This window comes from Kribbella sp. CA-253562, assembly GCF_050942265.1.
Taxonomy (GTDB): domain Bacteria; phylum Actinomycetota; class Actinomycetes; order Propionibacteriales; family Kribbellaceae; genus Kribbella.
The window spans coordinates 3,136,604-3,155,315 of the sequence record NZ_CP192049.1; the positions used below are offsets into that span (position 1 = coordinate 3,136,604).

At 69.3% G+C, this 18,712-nt stretch carries 17 protein-coding genes and 1 other RNA gene; 10 read left to right on the plus strand and 8 right to left on the minus strand.

Translation table 11 applies throughout. The features are described 5' to 3' along the window. Window positions 1–38: 38 nt before the first annotated feature. Window positions 39–599 (minus strand): TetR/AcrR family transcriptional regulator, encoded by a 561-nt coding sequence (locus ACQPXM_RS14970; RefSeq protein ID WP_432948894.1) that lies wholly within the window; start codon window positions 597–599, stop codon window positions 39–41. A gap of 52 nt (window positions 600–651) precedes the next feature. Between ACQPXM_RS14970 and ACQPXM_RS14975 the strand changes: the two genes are divergently transcribed. Next, window positions 652–1,149: a GNAT family N-acetyltransferase gene (locus ACQPXM_RS14975; protein WP_432948896.1), complete on the plus strand. Its 498-nt coding sequence runs from the start codon at window positions 652–654 to the stop codon at window positions 1,147–1,149. A 113-nt stretch (window positions 1,150–1,262) separates the two neighbouring features. Here the strand turns inward: ACQPXM_RS14975 and ACQPXM_RS14980 are convergent, their stop codons facing one another. Together ACQPXM_RS14980 and ACQPXM_RS14985 are read right to left on the minus strand one after the other, a co-directional pair. Continuing rightward, on the minus strand, window positions 1,263–1,928 hold the full coding sequence (locus ACQPXM_RS14980; protein WP_432948898.1) for a VOC family protein: 666 nt from the start codon (window positions 1,926–1,928) through the stop codon (window positions 1,263–1,265). 23 nt (window positions 1,929–1,951) lie between these two features. After that, window positions 1,952–2,686 carry an AraC family transcriptional regulator gene (locus ACQPXM_RS14985; RefSeq protein ID WP_432948900.1) on the minus strand — a complete coding sequence of 245 codons (735 nt, stop codon included), beginning with the start codon at window positions 2,684–2,686 and terminating at the stop codon, window positions 1,952–1,954. A gap of 55 nt (window positions 2,687–2,741) precedes the next feature. Here ACQPXM_RS14985 and ACQPXM_RS14990 point away from each other — a divergent pair, with 55 nt between their 5' ends. Further along, the gene (locus ACQPXM_RS14990) at window positions 2,742–3,911 is read left to right on the plus strand and encodes an MFS transporter (RefSeq protein WP_432948902.1); all 1,170 of its coding nucleotides are present in this window, start codon (window positions 2,742–2,744) and stop codon (window positions 3,909–3,911) included. A gap of 84 nt (window positions 3,912–3,995) precedes the next feature. Beyond that, complete coding sequence (locus ACQPXM_RS14995; protein WP_432948904.1) at window positions 3,996–4,949, plus strand: cyclase family protein; 954 nt, start codon at window positions 3,996–3,998, stop codon at window positions 4,947–4,949. Between the two features lie 15 nt (window positions 4,950–4,964). Here ACQPXM_RS14995 and ACQPXM_RS15000 read toward each other — a convergent pair whose 3' ends face one another. The 3 genes from ACQPXM_RS15000 to ACQPXM_RS15010 all read right to left on the minus strand — a co-directional run bounded on the left by ACQPXM_RS15000 (window position 4,965) and on the right by ACQPXM_RS15010 (window position 6,272). After that, on the minus strand, window positions 4,965–5,453 hold the full coding sequence (locus ACQPXM_RS15000; protein ID WP_432948906.1) for a hypothetical protein: 489 nt from the start codon (window positions 5,451–5,453) through the stop codon (window positions 4,965–4,967). A 41-nt stretch (window positions 5,454–5,494) separates the two neighbouring features. Next, window positions 5,495–5,894, minus strand: an RNA gene (rnpB, locus tag ACQPXM_RS15005) — RNase P RNA component class A. Between the two features lie 9 nt (window positions 5,895–5,903). Next, window positions 5,904–6,272 (minus strand): DUF952 domain-containing protein, encoded by a 369-nt coding sequence (locus tag ACQPXM_RS15010; RefSeq protein WP_432948908.1) that lies wholly within the window; start codon window positions 6,270–6,272, stop codon window positions 5,904–5,906. Between the two features lie 173 nt (window positions 6,273–6,445). Between ACQPXM_RS15010 and ACQPXM_RS15015 the strand changes: the two genes are divergently transcribed. The 3 genes from ACQPXM_RS15015 to ACQPXM_RS15025 are packed head-to-tail and all read left to right on the plus strand — an operon-like array spanning window position 6,446 to window position 13,221. Continuing rightward, window positions 6,446–9,268 carry a fascin domain-containing protein gene (locus ACQPXM_RS15015; RefSeq protein WP_432948910.1) on the plus strand — a complete coding sequence of 941 codons (2,823 nt, stop codon included), beginning with the start codon at window positions 6,446–6,448 and terminating at the stop codon, window positions 9,266–9,268. After that, window positions 9,265–12,072 carry a carbohydrate-binding protein gene (locus tag ACQPXM_RS15020; RefSeq protein ID WP_432948912.1) on the plus strand — a complete coding sequence of 936 codons (2,808 nt, stop codon included), beginning with the start codon at window positions 9,265–9,267 and terminating at the stop codon, window positions 12,070–12,072. Before ACQPXM_RS15015 ends, ACQPXM_RS15020 begins: the two co-directional genes overlap by 4 nt. A gap of 9 nt (window positions 12,073–12,081) precedes the next feature. Continuing rightward, entirely contained in the window at window positions 12,082–13,221 is a 1,140-nt protein-coding gene (locus ACQPXM_RS15025) for a ThuA domain-containing protein (RefSeq protein WP_432948914.1), read from the plus strand. Between the two features lie 18 nt (window positions 13,222–13,239). On the opposite strand, the gene ACQPXM_RS15030 is transcribed toward ACQPXM_RS15025, so the two are convergent. After that, window positions 13,240–13,794 carry a TetR/AcrR family transcriptional regulator gene (locus ACQPXM_RS15030; protein WP_432948916.1) on the minus strand — a complete coding sequence of 185 codons (555 nt, stop codon included), beginning with the start codon at window positions 13,792–13,794 and terminating at the stop codon, window positions 13,240–13,242. Then, window positions 13,794–14,183 carry an ester cyclase gene (locus tag ACQPXM_RS15035; protein WP_432948918.1) on the minus strand — a complete coding sequence of 130 codons (390 nt, stop codon included), beginning with the start codon at window positions 14,181–14,183 and terminating at the stop codon, window positions 13,794–13,796. Before ACQPXM_RS15035 ends, ACQPXM_RS15030 begins: the two co-directional genes overlap by 1 nt. A gap of 105 nt (window positions 14,184–14,288) precedes the next feature. Here ACQPXM_RS15035 and ACQPXM_RS15040 point away from each other — a divergent pair, with 105 nt between their 5' ends. Genes ACQPXM_RS15040 through ACQPXM_RS15055 form a run of 4 tightly spaced genes read left to right on the plus strand, consistent with a single transcriptional unit; the run spans window position 14,289 to window position 18,685 of the window. Then, on the plus strand, window positions 14,289–15,869 hold the full coding sequence (locus ACQPXM_RS15040) for an alkaline phosphatase D family protein (protein WP_432948920.1): 1,581 nt from the start codon (window positions 14,289–14,291) through the stop codon (window positions 15,867–15,869). 37 nt (window positions 15,870–15,906) lie between these two features. Continuing rightward, entirely contained in the window at window positions 15,907–17,406 is a 1,500-nt protein-coding gene (locus ACQPXM_RS15045; protein ID WP_432948922.1) for a S10 family peptidase, read from the plus strand. Then, entirely contained in the window at window positions 17,403–18,218 is an 816-nt protein-coding gene (locus tag ACQPXM_RS15050) for an aminoglycoside adenylyltransferase domain-containing protein (protein WP_432948924.1), read from the plus strand. Before ACQPXM_RS15045 ends, ACQPXM_RS15050 begins: the two co-directional genes overlap by 4 nt. Next, entirely contained in the window at window positions 18,218–18,685 is a 468-nt protein-coding gene (locus tag ACQPXM_RS15055) for a GNAT family N-acetyltransferase (protein ID WP_432948926.1), read from the plus strand. The genes ACQPXM_RS15050 and ACQPXM_RS15055 overlap by 1 nt, the downstream gene beginning before the upstream one ends. Window positions 18,686–18,712 lie beyond the last annotated feature (27 nt).

The following is an 18,712-nucleotide window of genomic DNA, read 5'->3' on the forward strand; positions in this document are numbered from 1 at the left end:
GACGGGTGCAGCGGCGGCTCGCACGGGTCGGTCCCACTTCAGCGGGACAGGTATGACTCGACCGCCTTGGAAGTGCGGTCGAGATCGCCGGTGGCGAGCAGATCCAGCAGCGCGCCGCGGAGCAACGCCAGCAGGGCGGTCCTGCGGGCGCGCGCATGCTTGCTCTCGGCATCGGGTTGCGATGCCTTGAGCAACTCGAGCCAGTCCGCGACGGTCGAGCGGGCGTAGTCGCCCCACGGCCCGTCGGGGGACACCAGCGACCGCCCGTAGGCCTCGACCCAGAGGTTCATCAGCGGGCGGCGTTCGGGCGCGGACAGCCAGCGCCAGAGTTCCATCCCGATCACCTCCAGGCCCGGCTGTTCGTCGTACCGGAGTCGCTGGAGCAGGGACAGCTCGTCGGCGCGCGCCCGGGCGAGCAGTGCCCGGATCAGGCCGTCCTTGCTGCCGAACAGGAACAGCAGCACCCGCGGGCTCGATCCGATCGCCGTCGCCAGCGGGCGCAGCGAGAGTTCGGCGAGGCCGTGGGTGAGCGAGTACTCGTAGGCGCGCTCCAGCAATTCCTGCTCACGGGCGGAAGGGGCTGGCTTCGTGGTCGGCACCCGGCTAGTATCTCGCACTGAAACAGTTGTGTCAGTAGATCGGGTGGTGCAGATGTCCGACGTAGTGATTCGTCCCGCCGACCGTCCGGGTGATCTCGGCTGGGTCGTGTTGATCCACGGCGAGCTGTACGCCGCCGAATACGACTGGGGCCAGCCCTTCGAAGCCCTGGTCGCCCGCATCGTCGCCGACTACGCCGAGGCCCAGGTCAACGGCATCACCGGCGAGGCCGCCTGGATCGCCGAAGTCGACGGCCAACGCGTCGGCTGCGTCTTCTGCGTCCGCGGCCCCGACGACACCACCGCCAAGCTCCGCCTGCTCCTGCTCACCCCCGAGGCCCGAGGCCACGGCCTGGGCGGCCGGCTGGTCGACACCTGCCTGGAGTTCGCCCGCGACTTCGGCTACCAACGCATGGTCCTGTGGACCAACGACCCCTTGGTCGCCGCCCGCCACATCTACCTGGCCCGAGGTTTCACCCTCACCAGCGAAGAGCCGCACAACCTCTTCGGCAGCAACCTGATCAGCCAGTACTACGAACTCAAGCTCACCTGACGGCCGGGCCGGAAACCCAAGCCCAAAAGCAAAAGACGAAGACAAGAGATGAGCAGAGTGGGCAGTGCCCCCGGGGGTCGGTGCCCGTCTGACCGCCGATCAGGGTGCCTAGCTCAGGAAACCGGCAGGAACGTCAGGCGGTTGCCGTCGGGGTCGTGGGTGTCGGGGCGCTGGGTGGTGGTCTCGAGGGCGAGGTGGTTGATTGGTGCGCTTGCCGGTGGCCAGGAGGGGTGGAGTTTGAGTGCGTCGAGGCCTAGGCGGAGGGTGGTTGCGTCGTCCTCGGGGTCGGGGTGCATGCCGAGGTGGGTGGTGTAGAAGGTGATGGCGGCGTCGAGGTCCGGGGCGGGGAGCGCGGTGTGGGCCAGGCGGCGTACCACGCCGGTGGTGATGGGTGGGATGCGGAAGTCCTCCGTGCGTTGCAGGAGTTCCACCCGGACGCCGTTCGGGTCGGAGAGGAATGACAGTCGGCCCTGGCCGCTGGATGCTACGCGGGGTGGGGTCAGTTCGGCGTAGCCGGCGGCTAGGAGGCGGGTGTGGTCGGCGTCGAGGTTGTCGGTCAGGAAGCCGATGTGGTTGAAGCCGTACGTCGTGTCGGCGGCGGGGTGTTCGGGGTGCAGGAGTTCGACGAGGCCGGTGCCCAGTTGGATGTGGACCCGGTGGACGCGGGGGCCTTGCATGAAGAGGCGGTCGACGACCTGCGCTCCCAGGTCGGTGTAGAAGGCAAGGCTGGCGTCGAGGTCGCGGACCTGGCCGCCGACGTGGTTCAGCTCGTAGATCATCCCGCCATCATGGCAATCGTTCGTCAGGGACGATGCCGGCCCGGCGTGTGGCCGAAGGTTTGGCGGAAGGTGTCGATGAAGGCGCTCGGAGTGGACCAGCCGCAGCGGATGGCGACCGTGGTGACCGCGTGTCCTTCGGCCAGCAGGATCAGCGCGTGGTGCAGCCGGAGTTGCGTGCGCCACTGCGGGAAGGTCATCGCGAACTCGGTGCGGAACAGGCGGGACAGAGTGCGCTCACTGGCGCCCGCCTGGAGGCCGAGACCGGCGAGGGAGCTGTTGTCGGCCGGGTTCGACGTGAGGACGGCGCAGGCCGCGGCCAGGCGCGGATCGCGCGCCAGCGGAAGACGAAGAGGCTGCTGGGCCGTTCGCTGCAGCTGATCCAGCAGTACGCCGCGGAGCCGGGCCCGCTCGGCGGGCGTCGATTCCGAATCGTTGGTGTGGGCAATGATCAGCTCGCGCAGAAGGGGGCCGACGGCAAGGACCGCGGGGGTGGTCAGGCCGAGCGGGTTCTCGGTCAGGCCGACCAGGTGCAGGTCGGTCCGGCCGTATGCGCGGTGCTGGTGGACAGCGCCGGCGGGGATCCAGATCGCGCGGTTCGCCGGCGCGATCCAGTGGCCGTGGTCGGTGGCCACGGCCAGCACGCCGCGGGCGGCGTACGCGATCTGGTGGTCGTCGTGCCGGTGCGCGTCGATCCCGGCGCCGGCGTCGAGGCGGCGCAGGACGGTGGGCGCGATCGGCTGATGGCGGCTTGTCGACATGTTCTGTCAGATTATCGGAAGCCGGACAGCAGCGCGGTGACCGAAGCTGAGATCCATGAAGAGGCTCCCCACCGTGCTGCTCTCGACCGGGCACGGCAGCGTCGACCTGTACCAGGGGATCGTGCCGGTGCTCGTCCCGTTCCTGGTCGCCGAACGCGGCTACGACTACGTCGCCGTGTCCGGCTTCGTGCTCGCGGCGACCCTGCTGTCATCGGTGGTGCAGCCGATCTTCGGGCTGCTCACCGACAAGTGGTCGATGCCCTGGCTGCTTCCGGTCAGCATGGTCGGCACCGGAGCCGGTACGGCGCTGATCGGGCTGGTCGACTCCTACGCGCTCACCCTGCTAGTGATCGCCCTCACCGGCATCGGCGTTGCGGCGTACCACCCCCAAGCAGCCCGTACGGCGCGAGCCGTCACCGGCGGCGGGCACGTCGGGATGAGCTGGTTCTCCCTCGGCGGCATCGTCGGCTTCGCGCTCGCGCCGGTCCTCGTCGCGCCGCTGCTGTCTGTCGGCGGTCTGCGCGCGACGCCGCTACTGGTGATCCCCGCTGCGATCGGTGCTCTCGTCACCATCCCCCTGCTCCGATCAGGGAGCACCGCTCGAGCTACCGCCGTACGCCGTACCGGAGCCGACGACTGGGGATCCTTCACCCGGCTGACCGCGATCGTCGTACTCCGCTCGGTCGTGTACGTCGGACTGACGACCTTCGTCGGCCTGTTCATCGGACAGCGGCTCGACCTGTCCGCCACCGGGAGCTCGGCCGTACTGGTCGTGCTCTTCGGCGGAGGCGTCGTCGGCACACTGCTCGGCGGCCGGCTGGCCAACACGTGGGGGCGACTCCCGGTGATGCGCGTCGCGTACGCCGCGGCCGCGCTCGGGCTGGCCGGGCTGACCTTCGTCCCCGGCCCGGCGATGCTGGCGTTCGTCGTACTGACTGCGATCGCTTTGTCGGTCCCGTTCTCGCTGCACATCACGCTCGGCCAGGACTACCTGCCCAACCGCGTCGGTACGGCGAGCGGCGTGACGCTCGGCCTCGCCGTCAGCGCCGGCGGTCTGGTCGCGCCGGCACTCGGTGCCCTGGGCAAGGAAACGTCGCTGCAGGTCGTACTCGCCACCCTGATCCTGCTCCCGGCGGTGGCCTGCCTGCTGGCCGGGCGGCTCGCCGATCCACCCGGCGCGGAGCCGGCCACGCGGCAGCGGCGTACCTTCACCAGCAGTGGTTGATCTCGAAGACTGCTGACCCACTGATCTGGTGTCATGCCAGACGAAGTGCCGCGATCCACGCGACCCGGAGGAGATGAAGCCAGAATGACGGCAGGGCGACCGCTACCCACGCAGGACGAGGTTCTCGGGTACTTCGACACGCTCTCGAACTGGGGACGGTGGGGCGACGACGACGAGCTCGGCACGCTGAACCACATCACCGACGACGTCCGGCTGGCGGCGGCGCGGGCCGTGCGCCACGGCAGGAGCGTGTCGTGCGCGTGGGAGGTCGCCGTACCGGCGGAGCTGGAGCGGTCGACGACGAGCTGCCCGCGCGCCGTCGACATGCCGGGTGCCGAGCACATGCCGGCGCTCTTCCACAACGACCGGCGCTGGGGCTTCTCGAACGAGCGGCTCGGCATCATGTTCCACGGCAACACGATCACCCACCTCGACTCGCCGTGCCATCTGTTCTGGGACGGCACGATGTACAACGGCCGATCCCACTCGCTGGTCGACGCGGAAACGGGATCGGCGTGGGCGGCCGTCACCGCGGCGGCGAACGGGATCGTCACCCGGGGTGTCCTGCTGGACGTCGCGAAGGTCCGCGACGTGCCGTGGCTGGAACCGGGGCAGGGAGTGTTTCCCGACGACCTCGAGGAGGCCGAGCGCCGCCAGGGTGTGCGGGTGCAACCCGGCGATGCGGTCCTCCTGCGCACCGGTTACGGCCGCTTCCGGCACGAGGCCGGTGACGCCGGCGGGATCGCGCAGGCCGGCTGGCACGCGTCCTGCCTGCCGTGGCTGCACGAACGGGGTGTCGCGCTGATCGGCGCGGACACCCCGCAGGACGTGCAGCCGTCGGGATACGACAACGTGTTGATGCCGGTTCACGCCGTGAGCTTGGTCGCCATGGGCCTCTGGATGCTCGACAACTGCGACCTGGAGTCGTGCGCGACAACGGCTGCCGAACTCCGCCAGTGGGACTTCCAGCTCGCCGTCGCACCCGTCCGCTTCGCCGGTACGTCGGGCAGCCCGGTCAACCCGATCGCCACCTTCTGACCGCACGCCCTGCCGCTAGTGGGGATGTGCCCGCAACACACCGTCGGCATCGACCAGGTCGACGGTGATGGCGTCCTGCCCATCGTTCAGTGGAGCCGGCCAGGTGCCCCAGACCACCCGCGCTCCTTCGGCGTGGTGCATCAAATACTCGGTCAACTCGCCAGGTCCGCTGATGATGTCCAGGTCCAGTTCGACACCTGAGTCAGCGGGACGTCCCAGCACGATCTCTCCCGCTGAGGTGATCTCCTCGAACATCCGTTGCCGGGTCGCCTCGTCGTTCCGCCCGACGTCGGGCCCGCCCGAGAAGTAGAAGGAGACACAACTGCCGGGTCTGAGCTCGTCGTAGACCGTGTTCACGTCCCCGGGTGACGTCACCAGGAACCACCGTGCGGTGCCACCGCCCCTGGCCAGCCGTTCAAGGACGACGACGTCGGACCAGGGCATGCTCCAGCGCCCCGACAGAAGCTCGTGCTCAGCCACCTGGCGCGCCATCGCGGATGCCATGACATCCTCACTTCGATCGGCAGTGACAACTGCAGGGAAAAGGAACGGGCCGGTCTGTAAGCCGGATTCTGTAGTCGGCGATCATCCATCTACGGCTGCCGTTGCCGGCAGTCTCCAGCGGCCTACCCGCGAGCTCGGGCGGGCAGCCCTCGAACGCTCGCGCGAACGCCGGTTGCCCGGCGTCCTTCTTGGCCTTGCTCCACGTGGGGTTTACCTAGCCTCCGCAGTCACCTGCCGAGCTGGTGGTCTCTTACACCACCGTTTCACCCTCACCCGCACCTGAACGAACCACGGGGTTCGTTCAGGCCGCTGGCGGTCTGTTCTCTGTGGCACTGTCCCGCGGGTTTCCCCGGGTGGGCGTTACCCACCACGCTGCCCTGTGGAGTCCGGACTTTCCTCGGCGCGCACCGGAGTGCGCGACGCGATCGCCCGACCGACCCGTTCCGTCGTTCAGGATACGGCCTGGGCGGCGAGTTCGGGCCAGCGGCCGTCGGGACCGCGCTCGTAGGCCAGTACGTCGACCACGGCGTCCAGGTTCAGCGGGCCGTAGATGTGCGGGAACGTCGTCCCGCGGCCGTCCACGTCTTCGTCGCACAGGGCCGAGACCAGGCGCTCGGTGTCGATCACCAGCAGCAGCAACGGCTCCTCGACATCGGCGTAGAAGCGGTTCGCGGTCCCGCCGACCTGCTCGGGCCGCGACGCGTGGATGAACGTCGCGCCGTCGTCCAGCGAGACGCCGCGGGTCGACATCCGGTACGCACCGGCCGCCTTCGCCGCTGCCCAGTCGTGCTCGAACGCCAGGTGCAGGATCTTCGCCATGCCCGCAGATTAGCGACCGGACGCCCGTACGCCGAGCAGCCCACAACGGTGTCGGAAGTTCCGGAACCGGTGAGGGGTTGACAGCGGAGCGTGAGCGCAGAAAGATCCGATGTCTACCTCTGGTCCTCTCCGCCCCCAGGCCAGTGGTCCGCTCCTTCTCCAGGAGAGATCCGATGAACACCCTCCTGCGATCCCGCCTGCCCAAAATCGCGCTCGTCCTGGCCGTGCTGGCCGGGCTGATCGCGACCGGTGGGCCGCCCGCCGTCGCCGCACCCGGCACCACCGCCTGGCAGATCGGGTCCTTCGTCGTCGACACCCCGAACCTGGTCCGGCGGTCCGACATCGTGCTCGGCCGGTCCAATCCGGCCCCGGCCGACTCGCTCCCACTGGGCAACGGCGCTCTCGGTACGGCGGTCTGGTCGGCCGGCGGTTTCACCGCGCAACTCAACCGCACCGACACGTTCCCCAGCCGAAAGTCGCTCGGCCACGTGGTCATCCCAGGCCTGTCCCGGATGACCACTGCCGCCGACTTCACCGGCCGCCTCGACCTGTACGACGGAATGCTGCGCCAGAGCGGCGGCGGGATGACCCTCACCGCCTTCGTTCGCGCCGACACCCAGCAGCTCGTCGTCGACGTGACCGGCGCGGATCCCAACGCCACGCAGACCGCCCAGGTCAAACTCTGGTCACCCCGTACGCCGACCGCCCGCGCCGTCGGGTCCGTCGCCGCGCTGGCCGAGACCTGGGTCGACAACTCCGGCGCGGGCGCGTCGGGCCGGACCTTCGGATCGCTGGCCGGGATCACCGCGGGCGGCCGCAACGTCGTCGCCTCGGTGCCCAATGCGTTGACCGGCCAGGTCGCCTTCCAGCCCAACGCCGACGGCTCGTTCCGGATCGTTGTCGCAGCCCCGAGCTGGACCGGCGGGGATTCGATCGCTACCACCAACGCCGTACTGAACGGCGCCGCCACCCGCCCGGCCGCTGAGCTGCGCACGGCGCATCTCCAGTGGTGGCACGACTACTGGCAGAAGGCCGGCCTGATCAAGATCAGCTCGACCGACGGCACCGGCGACTACGTCGAGAACCTGCGGACCATCTACCTGTACGCCGCCGCGGCGCACAGCCGTGGAGTCCTGCCCGGGTCGCAGGCCGGCGTCGCCGACCTGTTCACGTTCTCGCAGGACAAGCGGGACTGGTACCCGTCGGGCTACTGGTTCTGGAACCTCCGCATGCAGGTCGCGGCCAATCTGTCCGCCGGGCTCCCGGCGCTCAACGACCCGATGTTCCGCCTCTACAAGGACAATCTCGACGCGATCGCCGCGTGGACCAGCGCGAGGATGCCGGGCCGGCAAGGGCTGTGCGTGCCGGAGACGATGCGGTTCAACGGCAACGGAACGTACGACGGTGGCACCAGCAACGCCTCCTGCGACTCGATCATTGCCCCGAGCTACAACGCGCTGACGGTCACCACCGGGGCCGAGATCGGGCTCTGGGTCTGGGAGCACTACCGGATGAGCGACGACCGGGCCTTCCTGTCCGCGCACTACCCGCTGATCAAGGGCGCGGCGCAGTTCCTGCTCTCGTACGCGACGACCGGTGCCGACGGCAAGCTGCACACCCGGTCCAATGCGCACGAGACCCAGTGGGACGTGACGGACCCGACCACCGACATCGCCGCGATGCAGGCCTTCTTCCCGATCGCGGTGAAGGCGGCGCAGACCCTCGGGGTCGACAGTGCACTGGTCAGCCAGCTCACCGCGGCGATCCCGAAGCTCCAGGCGCTGCCTCGCACCGACACCGCGACGCAGACCCAGTTGCTCACCCCAGCAGCAGATGCCAACGGCACCACGATGATCGGCCTGTCCACCCAACCCACCGCGCCACGGCACAACAGCGAGAACATCGGCCTGGAGGCCGTCTGGCCGTTCAACCTGATCGGTGACAGCGGCCCGCTGACCGCGGTCGGCCGTCGTACCTACACGTCGCGCAGTTACGTCAACGGCAACGACTGGAGCTACGACGCTCTGCACGCTGCCCGGCTCGGCCTGGCCAACGACATGAAGACCGCGCTGCTGGCCGCGATCCGGCAGTACCAGGTCTATCCGTCGGGAATGGCGAGCTTCACCGCCCAGCAGGCGTCCGAGCCCTACATCGAGCAGTCCGGCGTCCTGGCCGCGACCGCCCCCGAAGCGCTGGCGACCGACTACGACGGCCTGCTCCGGATCGCACCGGCCTGGCCGGCGGACTGGACCGGTGAAGGAACAGTTGCCATCGGCCACAAGTCCAATGTGCACGTGCAGATCGCCAGCGGCGTACCGACGACGGTCGCGATCAGCTCCGGCGCCGACCAGCAGCTCGCCGTACGGAGTCCGTGGCCCGGGCAGAGTGTCACGGTCGTCGACGGGCAGACCCGAGCCGTCGTGGTCGCGGCGCAGTCCAACGCGACGTTCACGATCCCGGCACAGGCCGGCCGGTCCTACCTGGTGGAGAAGACCGGATCGACCGCGCAACCATTCCAGGCACTCACAGGTACGCCGGCCACAACGGCGAAACGCTACGACAGGGCAACCATCGGTCTGCCGAAGCAGAGCAGCGGCAACCCGGTGGTTGCCCTCAAAGCCCGGGCCAACGGCAAGTACGTCACAGCCGGGACTGGCACGCCGCTGATCGCGAACAGCACCACGATCGGCCCAGCGCAACAGTACGAGCTGACCGACCTGGGTGGCGGCAACGTGTCGCTGCGGGCGAAAGTCAACAACCTGCTCGTCGCGGCCGACGACGCGGGCGCGGGACCACTGCTGGCCAAGAACCAGGCCGTCGGGTCGTGGGAGACGTTCCAGCTGATCCGCAACGGCGACGGCTCGGTCAGCTTCCGGGCCCAGGTCAACAACAAGCTCGTCTGCGCCGAGAACGGCGGCGCGGCAGCACTGATCGCGAACCGCGACGCGATCGGCCCCTGGGAACAGTTCGACCTGATCGAAGGAGTGGCGCGATGAGAAGAAGCCGAATCGCCGGACTGGTCACGGCGGCCCTGATCGGCGCCGTAGGCCTGAGCGCTCCGGTCGCCGAAGCCGGGTCGACCATCCCACCGGGCGACTACCAGCAGGTGTCGCTCGCCAGCGGTCCCAACGAGCTCGGCGAGGCGATGTCGCTCGCCGTCCTGCCCAACCGGTCCGTCATCCACACCGCGCGCGACGGCGCCGTCCGGATCACCGACGTCAACGGTACGACGACGCTGGCCGGCCGGCTCAACGTCTACACCCACGACGAGGAGGGGCTGCAGGGCGTCGCGGTCGATCCCGGGTTCGCGACCAATCGCTACGTCTGGCTCTACTTCTCGCCCCGGCTGACCACGCCGGAGGGCGACGCCCCGACCGAAGGAACGCAGGCCGACTGGGACCGCTGGAAAGGCGAGCTGCACCTGTCCCGGTTCGTGCTGAAGACCGACAACACGCTCGACCTGACCAGCGAGAAGGTCGTCCTGCGCGTCCCGAACGACCGCGGCCAGTGCTGTCACGTCGGCGGCGACCTGGACTTCGATGCCGCCGGCAACCTCTACCTCACGACCGGCGACGACAGCAACCCGTTCCAGTCCGACAGCTACACGCCGATCGACGAGCGGACCAGCCGCAACCCGCAGTTCGACGCGCAGCGCACCTCGGGCAACACCAACGACCTGCGCGGCAAGGTGCTGCGGATCAAGCCGCAGCCGGACGGCTCGTACACGATTCCGGCGGGCAACCTGTTCGCGCCGGGCACCGCGTTGACCCGGCCGGAGATCTACGCGATGGGGTTCCGCAACCCGTTCCGGATGAGTGTCGACAAACCGACCGGCATCGTCTACCTCGGCGACTACGGGCCGGACGCCGGCGTCACCGATCCGAACCGCGGCCCGAACGGGCAGGTCGAGTTCGACCGGATCACCGGGCCCGGCAACTACGGCTGGCCGTACTGCACCGGCACCAACACGACGTCGGAGACCTACAACGACTTCCAGTTCCCCAGCGGCCCGTCCGGCGCGAAGTTCGACTGCGCGGGCGGTCCGACCAACAACTCGTTCCGCAACACCGGCCAGACCAAGCTGCCCCCGGCCAAACCGTCCTGGATCCGGTACGGCGGTGACGCCGGCACCCCGCCGGAGTTCGGCGGCGGCTCGGAGTCGCCGATGGGCGGCCCTGTCTACCGGTACGACGCGAGCAACAGCTCGCCGATCAAGTTCCCCGCGTCGCTCGACGGCCGGTACTTCGCCGGTGAGCTCGGCCGCAAGTGGATCAAGGCGATCGAGGTGACTTCGGCCGGCGGCGTCGGCGACATCGGCGCGTTCCCATGGACCGGCACGCAGGTGATGGACATGGCGTTCGGGCCGGACGGCGCGCTCTACGTGCTCGACTACGGCACCGGCGCGAACAACCAGGCACTGTGGCGGATCGAGTACAAGGGCAGCACGAATCGCAACCCGATCGCCAAGGCGTCCGGTACGCCGACGTCGGGTGGCCGGCCGTTGACCGTGGCGTTCTCGTCCGCGGGCAGCTCCGACCCCGAGGGCGGCGCGCTGTCGTACCGGTGGACCTTCGGCGACGGCGGCAGCTCGACGCAGGCCAACCCGTCGTACACCTACAACACGGCGGGCACCTTCACGGCGACGCTGACCGTGACGGATCCGACCGGGCTGACCGGCTCGGCCAACGTGCAGATCAGTGTCGGCAACACCGCGCCCTCGGTGACGCTGCAGACGCCGGCCGACGGGCAGCCGTTCTCCTTCGGCGACACCGTGCCGTTCCAGGTCAGTGTGAGCGATCCGGAGGACGGCGCGATCGACTGCAGCCGGGTCAAGGTGACCTACCTGCTCGGGCACGACGACCACCAGCACCAGATCACCGCCAAGAACGGCTGCAGCGGCTCGATCGCCGTACCGGTTGACGGTGAGCACGACCCGGCGGCGAACGTCTACGGCGTGTTCGACGCGGAGTACACCGACAACGGCGGCATCACCTCGCACAGCGTCCGCAAGCTCCAGCCGCGGCACCGGCAGGCCGAGCACTTCAGCGCGTCGTCCGGCATCGACTTGGCCCAGCACGGTGCCGCGGAAGGCGGCCGGACCGTCGGGTTCGTCGACACCAACGACTGGATCTCGTTCACGCCGTACGCGCTGAGTACGGCGACGTCGATCAGCGCACGGGTGTCGTCCGGCGGGCCTGGCGGCACGATCGAGGTCCGGGCCGGTTCCGCGACCGGCCAGCTGATGGCCACCTTGCCGGTCGCGAACACCGGCAACTGGGACACCTTCACGAACGTGTCGGCCAATCTGTCGAACAAACCGGCCGGCTCCACCACGCTCTTCCTGGTCTTCAAAGGGGCCACTGGCAACGGAAACCTGTTCGATCTCGACGCGTTCACCTTGTCGACCTCCGGCTCCACCAGCAGGACGGCCGAGGGAGAGGCGTTCAGCTCGCAGTTCGGCGTGCAGGTCGCCGGGCACGCAGGGGCCAGCGGCGGGCAGACGCTCGGCTACATCGACAACGGTGACTGGGCCGGCTACTCGTCGGTGAGCACCAGCGGGCTCAAGTCGTTCAGTGCGCGAGTGTCGTCCGGCGGCGCGGGCGGCACCATCCAGGTCCGAGCAGGGTCCGCCACGGGCACGCTGCTCGGCTCGGTCGCCGTACCGGTCACCGGCGGCTGGGAGAACTTCCAGACCGTGTTCACCGCGCTGACCGGTTCAGCCACGGGCCCGCTGTTCCTGAGCTTCACCGGCGGCGCGGGCTCGCTGTTCGACGTCGACACCTTCACCGTCACTTCCTAGGGGGTTGCCATGACCACATTCACGCGACGCGAGGCACTGCTGACCGGTGGAGCGCTGCTGGCGGGAGGGCTGCTGCCCTGGCAGACCGCCGCGGCCGCTGCTGCCGCGCCGTACCAGGTGCTGGTGTTCAGCAAGACGGCCGGCTTCCGGCACGACTCGATTCCGGCGGGCATCCAGGCGATCCGGGACCTGGGTGCTGCCAACGGCTTCACCGTCACGGCCACCGAGGACAGTGCGGTCTTCACCGCCGCGCAGCTGGCGGCGTACCAGGCCGTGGTGTTCCTGAGCACGACCGGCGACATCCTGAACAGCACGCAGCAGACGGCGTTCGAGGCCTACGTGAACGGCGGCGGCGGGTACGTCGGTGTGCACGCGGCAGCCGACACCGAGTACGACTGGCCGTGGTACGGGCAGCTGGTCGGCGCGTGGTTCCACAGCCACCCGGCGATCCAACAGGTGACCGCCAGGGTGGAGGATCGCACGCACCCCTCCACCGCGCACCTGGGGACGACTTGGGTCCGGACCGACGAGCTCTACAACTACCGGACCAACCCGAGACCGAACGTGCGGGTGCTGATCAACCTGGACGAGTCCACCTACAGCGGCGGGAACATGGGCGATCACCCGATCGCCTGGTACCACCCGCAGGGCGCCGGTCGCTCGTTCTACACCGGCTTCGGCCACACCATCGAGTCGTACACCGACCAGGCGTTCCGCCGGCACCTGCTCGGCGGCATCCAGTACGCCGCGGCCGCCGGTACGACGCCGACGCCGACGCAGATCGAGGGGGAGGCGTTCACTTCGCAGTTCGGCGTCCAGGTGGCCGGGCACGGCGGCGCGAGTGGCGGCCGGACCCTCGGCTACATCGACAACGGCGACTGGGCCGGGTACGCGCAGGTGAACACGGCGGGCGCGACCAGGTTCTCCGCGCGGATCTCGTCGGGTGGCGCGGGCGGGACGATCCGCATCCGCTCGGGCTCGGCTGCCGGGCCGGTGCTCGGGTCTGTCGGCGTACCGGTGACCGGGGGCTGGGACAACTTCCAGACCGTGTCGACCACGTTGACCGGCTCCGGCAGCGGTCCGCTGTTCCTGACCTTCAGTGGCGGGTCGGGGGCGTTGTTCGACATCGACACGTTCAGCTTGAGCTGATCCCGGTCGCCGCGCTCGTCACCTCAGCAGGGAGGTGACGAGCGCGGCGGCGGTCTCGCGGAGTCTGGCCGGGTCGTCGTACACGCGCTCGAGAACTGCCAGCCCACGGGTCATCGCGACGACCAACCGCGCTGCCTCCCGCGGCTCCACCGCAAGGCCGGCGTGCTGCAGCCGGGCCAGCAGCAGCGCTTCCAGGTCGTCGAGCAGCTTCCGCACGGCGTCCTCGACCACGCCGTCCGCCTCGACCGCCGTACGGGTCGACAGGCAGCCGCGGGACGGCGTACCGGTGGTGATCGAGGTGATGACGAAGTCGAAGAACCCGGTCAGCGCCCGCTTCGCGTCGGCGTCGGCGAGGGCATCGGCCGCGCGGGCCAGGAAGTCGGCGGTGAACTGCTCGAAGACCTTGAGGAACAACTGCTGCTTGCCGCCGTACGCGTGGTAGAGCGATCCGCGCTGGACTCCCGTCCCGGCCGCGAGATCGGGCATCGAGGTCGCCCGGAAGCCCTTGGTCCAGAAGACGTCCAGAGCCCGCTCGAAGGTCGCCTGCTCGTCGAACTGCCGTACGCCGGCCATCAGGCCGGGACCTCGACCGCGGTCGACCGCTCGACCCAGTTGTGCAGCAACTTGCCGTCCCGCACCTCCCAGACCGCCGTACCGGTGAACTGGATCGGTGCGCCGATCGCGGCGGTGTGCAGGTAGCCCTGGTTCGTCCCGGTGATCCGGAACCGCGAGGCGACCCGGCTGCCGTCCGCGTTCTCGAACGTCTCGACCGCCTGCAGGTGCAGATCCGGCACTTCGGCGAGGAACGCCGCGATCCAGGCCTTGAACGCCGTCCGCCCGACGATGTCGTGACCCGCGTTGGTGATCACGAAGTCCTCGGGCACGAACCGGTCGACGGCCTCGGCGTCGTGCGCGTTCCAGACCTGGTCCCAGAACGCCTGCACCAGTTCGCTCGATCGCATCCTCGGGTCCTTCCGCATGTTTGACAGATATGTCAAGAATAGCGGATGCCTTCGCGACACTCGTTGGTCGGCCCTCGGTCACCTGATCGCACTAGCGTCCGTGCAATGACTCCGCCTGCAGATCACGCTGTCGACCGCCGTCGTTTCCTGGGAGCCGTGGGAGGTGTCGCCGGTCTCGCCGCGCTCGCGCAGCTGCCGGTCGGACCTGCCGAGGCGACCCCGAGGCCCGGGGGAGGTGACTACCCGTTCACGCTCGGCGTGGCCAGTGGTGACCCGACGGTCAGTGGTGTGGTGCTGTGGACCCGGCTGGTGCCGGACCGCTTCGTGCCGGGCGGTGGCATGCCCGACCGCAAGGTGCCGGTGCAGTGGCAGATCGCGCTCGACGAAGGGTTCCGCCGCGTCGTACGGGAGGGGCTGACGTGGGCTCTGCCCGAGTTGGCGCACTCGGTGCACGTGGAGGTGGAGGGGCTGGCACCGGACCGCGAGTGGTTCTACCGGTTCAAGTACCGCACGGACGTGTCGCCGGTGGGACGCACCCGGACGGCGCCGGTGCGCACCGGCAAGCACGCGTCGATGAACTTCGCGTTCGCGTCCTGCCAGGAGTGGTCCAGCGGCTACTACTCGGCGCTGCGGCACCTGGCCGAGGAGGACCTGGACCTCGTCCTGCACCTGGGCGACTACGTCTACGAAGGCGGCATCCCGGCCAACGGCGGCTACCGCAAGACGCCGGTGCCCGCCGTACTGCAGCAGGCTCCGCGGGACGTCGACCGCTGGCGGATGCAGTACGCGCTCTACAAGAGCGACCCGGATCTCCAGCGGGCGCACGCGCGGTTCCCCTGGATGGTGACGTGGGACGACCACGAGGTGCAGAACGACTACGCCAACACCCAGTCGCAGTACGAGGGTGACATCACCGCGCTGCGCACAGCGGCGTACCAGGCCTGGTACGAGCACCAGCCGGTACGCCGGCCGGCCCGGCCCGTCGGCGAGGGACCGCGCATCTACCGGCGGCTCCAGTGGGGTGACCTGGCGCAGTTCGACGTGGTCGACGGCCGGCAGTACCGCAGCGTGCCGCCGTGCGGGTGGGGTGAAGCCGACGCCTGCGAAGGCGGGTACGACCCGTCGATCACCATGCTCGGCAAGACCCAGGAGAAGTGGCTGTACGACGGCCTGAAGCGCTCGCGGGCCCAGTGGGACGTGCTCGCCAGCAACGTGATGGTCGGCCGGCTCGACCACGACGGCACCGCGGGTGATCTGCTCTGGCACGACGCGTGGGACGGCTTCCCGGGCGCGCGGCAACGACTCGTCGAGGCCTGGAAGCAGGCGAAGACCCGGAACCCGGTGGTGGTCACCGGTGACTGGCACTCGACGTTCGTGAACGACATCCACGAGAACTTCGACCGCGCGGGAACGCCGGTGGTGGCGACCGAGTTCGTGGGGACGTCGCTGACCAGCAACGGCGACGGTCAGGTGTACGGGCCGTACTACGGGCCGATGATCAAGTACAACCCGCACATCAAGTTCTTCGACGGGGACCGGCGTGGCTACGTGCGCTGCTCGGTGTCGCGCGACCAGTTCCGCACCGATCTGCGGATGGTGACCACTGTGAGCCGCTCCGACGCGCCGAAATACACCCACGCGTCGTTCGTAGTCGAGGACGGCCGTCCGGGGGCTGTGGAAATCTGACGACGGCCGACCGCCTTGTTTTGTTAGGGTTCCGGGCATGGCGACAGCTGAGCAGGGACCCGAGGACGTGCCGGAGGACAAGGCGACGGCGGCGGCAGCTGGTGCGAGCGCACCGGTGGACGACCTGACGACGACGCAGCACGTGCTGACCGTGGGCCGGCGGAAGCTGAAGTACACGGCGACCGCCGGCCGGATCGTGCTGCGGCGCGAGGTCGTCACCGACGGCAAGTTCGACGGGCACCGGCCGAAGGCGGAGGTGTTCCTGACGGCGTACACGCTGGACGGGGCCGACGTCGGGTCGCGGCCGGTGACGTTCGCGTTCAACGGGGGACCGGGGTCGTCGAGCATCTGGCTGCACCTGGGGCTGCTCGGACCGCGGCGCGTGGTGTCGGGCGACGCGGGTGAGCTCGCGCCCCCGCCGTACGGGCTGGTCGACAACGCGGAGACCCTGCTGCAGCACAGCGACCTGGTCTTCATCGACCCGGTCTCCACCGGGTACTCGCGGGCGGTCGAGGGCGAGAAGCCGGGGGAGTACCACGGATTCACGCCCGATCTGGAGTCGGTCGGCGAGGTGATCCGGTTGTGGGCCTCGCGCAACGGGCGCTGGATGTCGCCGAAGTTCCTGGCCGGCGAGTCGTACGGCACGACCCGGGCGGCCGCATTGGTCGCGCACCTGCAGAACCGGCACGGCATGTACTTCAACGGCGTGATGCTGATCTCGGCGGTGCTCGAGTTCGGCACGCTGGACTTCACACCTGGCAACGACCTGCCGTTCGCGCTGTTCCTGCCGTCGTACGCCGCGGCCGCGCACTACCACGGGTTGATCCCGGACCGGGAGCTGTCCGAGCTGCTCGCCGACGCGGAGCACTTCGCCGCCGGGCGGTACCCGTATGCCCTTGCCCAGGGCAACAGACTGCCCGCCGAGGAGCGCGCGCAGATCGTCGAGCGGCTGGCCGGCCTGACCGGGCTGTCGCCCGACTACGTCGACCGGGTCGACCTGCGGATCGAGCACACCCGGTTCTTCGCCGAGTTGCTGCGCTCGCGCCGCCAGGTGATCGGGCGGCTGGACAGCCGCTTCACCGGCTGGGAGGCCGACGCCGCCCACGAGGTCTCGGTCGACGACCCGTCGATGCGCGCGATCATGGGCCCGTACACGGCCGCGCTGAACCACTACGTGCGCGCCGAGCTGGAGTACCTCAACGACCTGCCCTACGAGATCATCAGCGGCGACGCGTCGAAGGACTGGTCGTTCAAGGAGTTCGAGAACAACCACGTCACGGTCGCGGACAAACTCGCCGAGGCGATGCGGGCCAACCCGCACCTGAAGGTGCACATCGCCTCCGGCCACTACGACTGCGCCACGCCGTACTTCGCCACCGAGCACACGGTCGCCCGCCTGCAGATCCCGGCCGAACTGCACGACAACATCGAGCTCCACTACTACCCGGCGGGGCACATGATGTACGTGCACGAGGAGTCGCGGCTGCGGCAGTCCAAGGACCTCGCCGCGTTCGTTCGGGGAGCGTCCAACCGATGACCGCGCAGCGCGGCGCGGTGGCCGGCCCCGTGCTGACCGCCGCCGAGCTGCCTGAGGTGGTGACCGAGGCGTCGTCCCGCTTCCTGACGTTGGTGGACGAGGCGTTGCCCGGCGAGGTGCTCGGCTTCTACCTCACCGGCTCGGTTCCGCTCGGCGACTTCCACCCGGGCTCCAGCGACATCGACGGCACGGCGGTGCTGGCGAAACCGTTGACCGATCCCGAACGGGTCCGTGGCGTCTTCGAGGCGATGCCGAAAACCCCGTCGTTCGACGTCACCTACCTGACCTTCGACGAGCTCGCCCTGCCACCGGACCCGACCCGGACCGTCGTCTTCACCCAGACAGGTGAACTGCTGACCAGACCAGGCGGTCCGATCTCCCCGGTCCTCTGGTCCGAACTCGCCCGCCAGTCGATCGCGATCCGCGAGGCCCCCGGCCTGCGCGTGCACGACGACCAGCACGCACTCGAGCAGTTCACTCGCGACAACCTCACGTCGTACTGGACGCCGAAGCTCGCCGAGCTGGAGACGGCCATCGCCGAGCGACCAGGCGACGAAGTGACACCTGACTGGATCGTCCCGTGGTTCGTGCTTGGCATCCCGCGCCTGCACGCCCTGCTGACCACCGGCAAGATCGTCTCGAAGTCGGCCGCCGGGCACCACGCCTTGCACCACTGGCCCCAGACAGCCTCACTGATCAGCCGCGCCCTCGCCGCTCGCGCCGGCAGCCCCGAAGCCTTCACGGTCGCCGACGCCCGCGAAACCGTCACCGTCGGCCGCGCAGTGATTGCCGACGCCCTGCGGGGCAACTGATGCTGCTCGTCCGGCGGGCGGGGCCAGTCGCCGTCAGCGACCCACCGGTGGGGGTCGCCCTTCGATCGCCGACCACCGACGACATCGAAGCACTGGGCCGCACGTACTTCGCCTCCTACCCGCCGGGCGTCGCCTGTGCGACCGAAGTCGAAGCGATCGACGACATCCGTCTCACCTATGCGGGCGAGTACGGCGTCCTCGATCTCGCCCGTAGCCGGATCGCGGTGCACGGCGACGAGATCGTCGGCGCGGTGCTCGTGGTCGAGCACGGTCCGTGGGAGGACGTGCCCGACTGCCCGTTCGTGATCGAGGTGTTCACCTTGCCGGCCTGGCGCCGACGGGGGCTCGCTCGATCGATGGTGACCACCTGCCTCGCGGTCGAGCCGACCGACGTCGCACTGCGGGTGCAGGACGGCAACCACGCCGCTCTCGGTCTCTACGGACACCTCGGCTTCGCGCAGGTGTAGTACGCGGCGCGTAGTACGTGATGTGTA

Excerpts from the sequence above, each read along its gene's own strand:
- ACQPXM_RS14980 (WP_432948898.1), bottom strand. The coding sequence starts at position 1,928 with ATGATCTACGAGCTGAACCACGTCGGCGGCCAGGTCCGCGACCTCGAC.
- ACQPXM_RS15050 (WP_432948924.1), top strand. The coding sequence starts at position 17,403 with ATGACCGCGCAGCGCGGCGCGGTGGCCGGCCCCGTGCTGACCGCCGCC.
- ACQPXM_RS15000 (WP_432948906.1), bottom strand. The coding sequence starts at position 5,453 with ATGGCATCCGCGATGGCGCGCCAGGTGGCTGAGCACGAGCTTCTGTCG.
- ACQPXM_RS15020 (WP_432948912.1), top strand. The coding sequence starts at position 9,265 with ATGAGAAGAAGCCGAATCGCCGGACTGGTCACGGCGGCCCTGATCGGC.
- ACQPXM_RS15015 (WP_432948910.1), top strand. The coding sequence starts at position 6,446 with ATGAACACCCTCCTGCGATCCCGCCTGCCCAAAATCGCGCTCGTCCTG.
- ACQPXM_RS15055 (WP_432948926.1), top strand. The coding sequence starts at position 18,218 with ATGCTGCTCGTCCGGCGGGCGGGGCCAGTCGCCGTCAGCGACCCACCG.
- ACQPXM_RS15010 (WP_432948908.1), bottom strand. The coding sequence starts at position 6,272 with ATGGCGAAGATCCTGCACCTGGCGTTCGAGCACGACTGGGCAGCGGCG.
- ACQPXM_RS15025 (WP_432948914.1), top strand. The coding sequence starts at position 12,082 with ATGACCACATTCACGCGACGCGAGGCACTGCTGACCGGTGGAGCGCTG.
- ACQPXM_RS14990 (WP_432948902.1), top strand. The coding sequence starts at position 2,742 with ATGAAGAGGCTCCCCACCGTGCTGCTCTCGACCGGGCACGGCAGCGTC.
- ACQPXM_RS14975 (WP_432948896.1), top strand. The coding sequence starts at position 652 with ATGTCCGACGTAGTGATTCGTCCCGCCGACCGTCCGGGTGATCTCGGC.
- ACQPXM_RS14985 (WP_432948900.1), bottom strand. The coding sequence starts at position 2,686 with ATGTCGACAAGCCGCCATCAGCCGATCGCGCCCACCGTCCTGCGCCGC.
- ACQPXM_RS14995 (WP_432948904.1), top strand. The coding sequence starts at position 3,996 with ATGACGGCAGGGCGACCGCTACCCACGCAGGACGAGGTTCTCGGGTAC.
- ACQPXM_RS15045 (WP_432948922.1), top strand. The coding sequence starts at position 15,907 with ATGGCGACAGCTGAGCAGGGACCCGAGGACGTGCCGGAGGACAAGGCG.
- ACQPXM_RS15030 (WP_432948916.1), bottom strand. The coding sequence starts at position 13,794 with ATGGCCGGCGTACGGCAGTTCGACGAGCAGGCGACCTTCGAGCGGGCT.
- ACQPXM_RS15035 (WP_432948918.1), bottom strand. The coding sequence starts at position 14,183 with ATGCGATCGAGCGAACTGGTGCAGGCGTTCTGGGACCAGGTCTGGAAC.
- ACQPXM_RS15040 (WP_432948920.1), top strand. The coding sequence starts at position 14,289 with ATGACTCCGCCTGCAGATCACGCTGTCGACCGCCGTCGTTTCCTGGGA.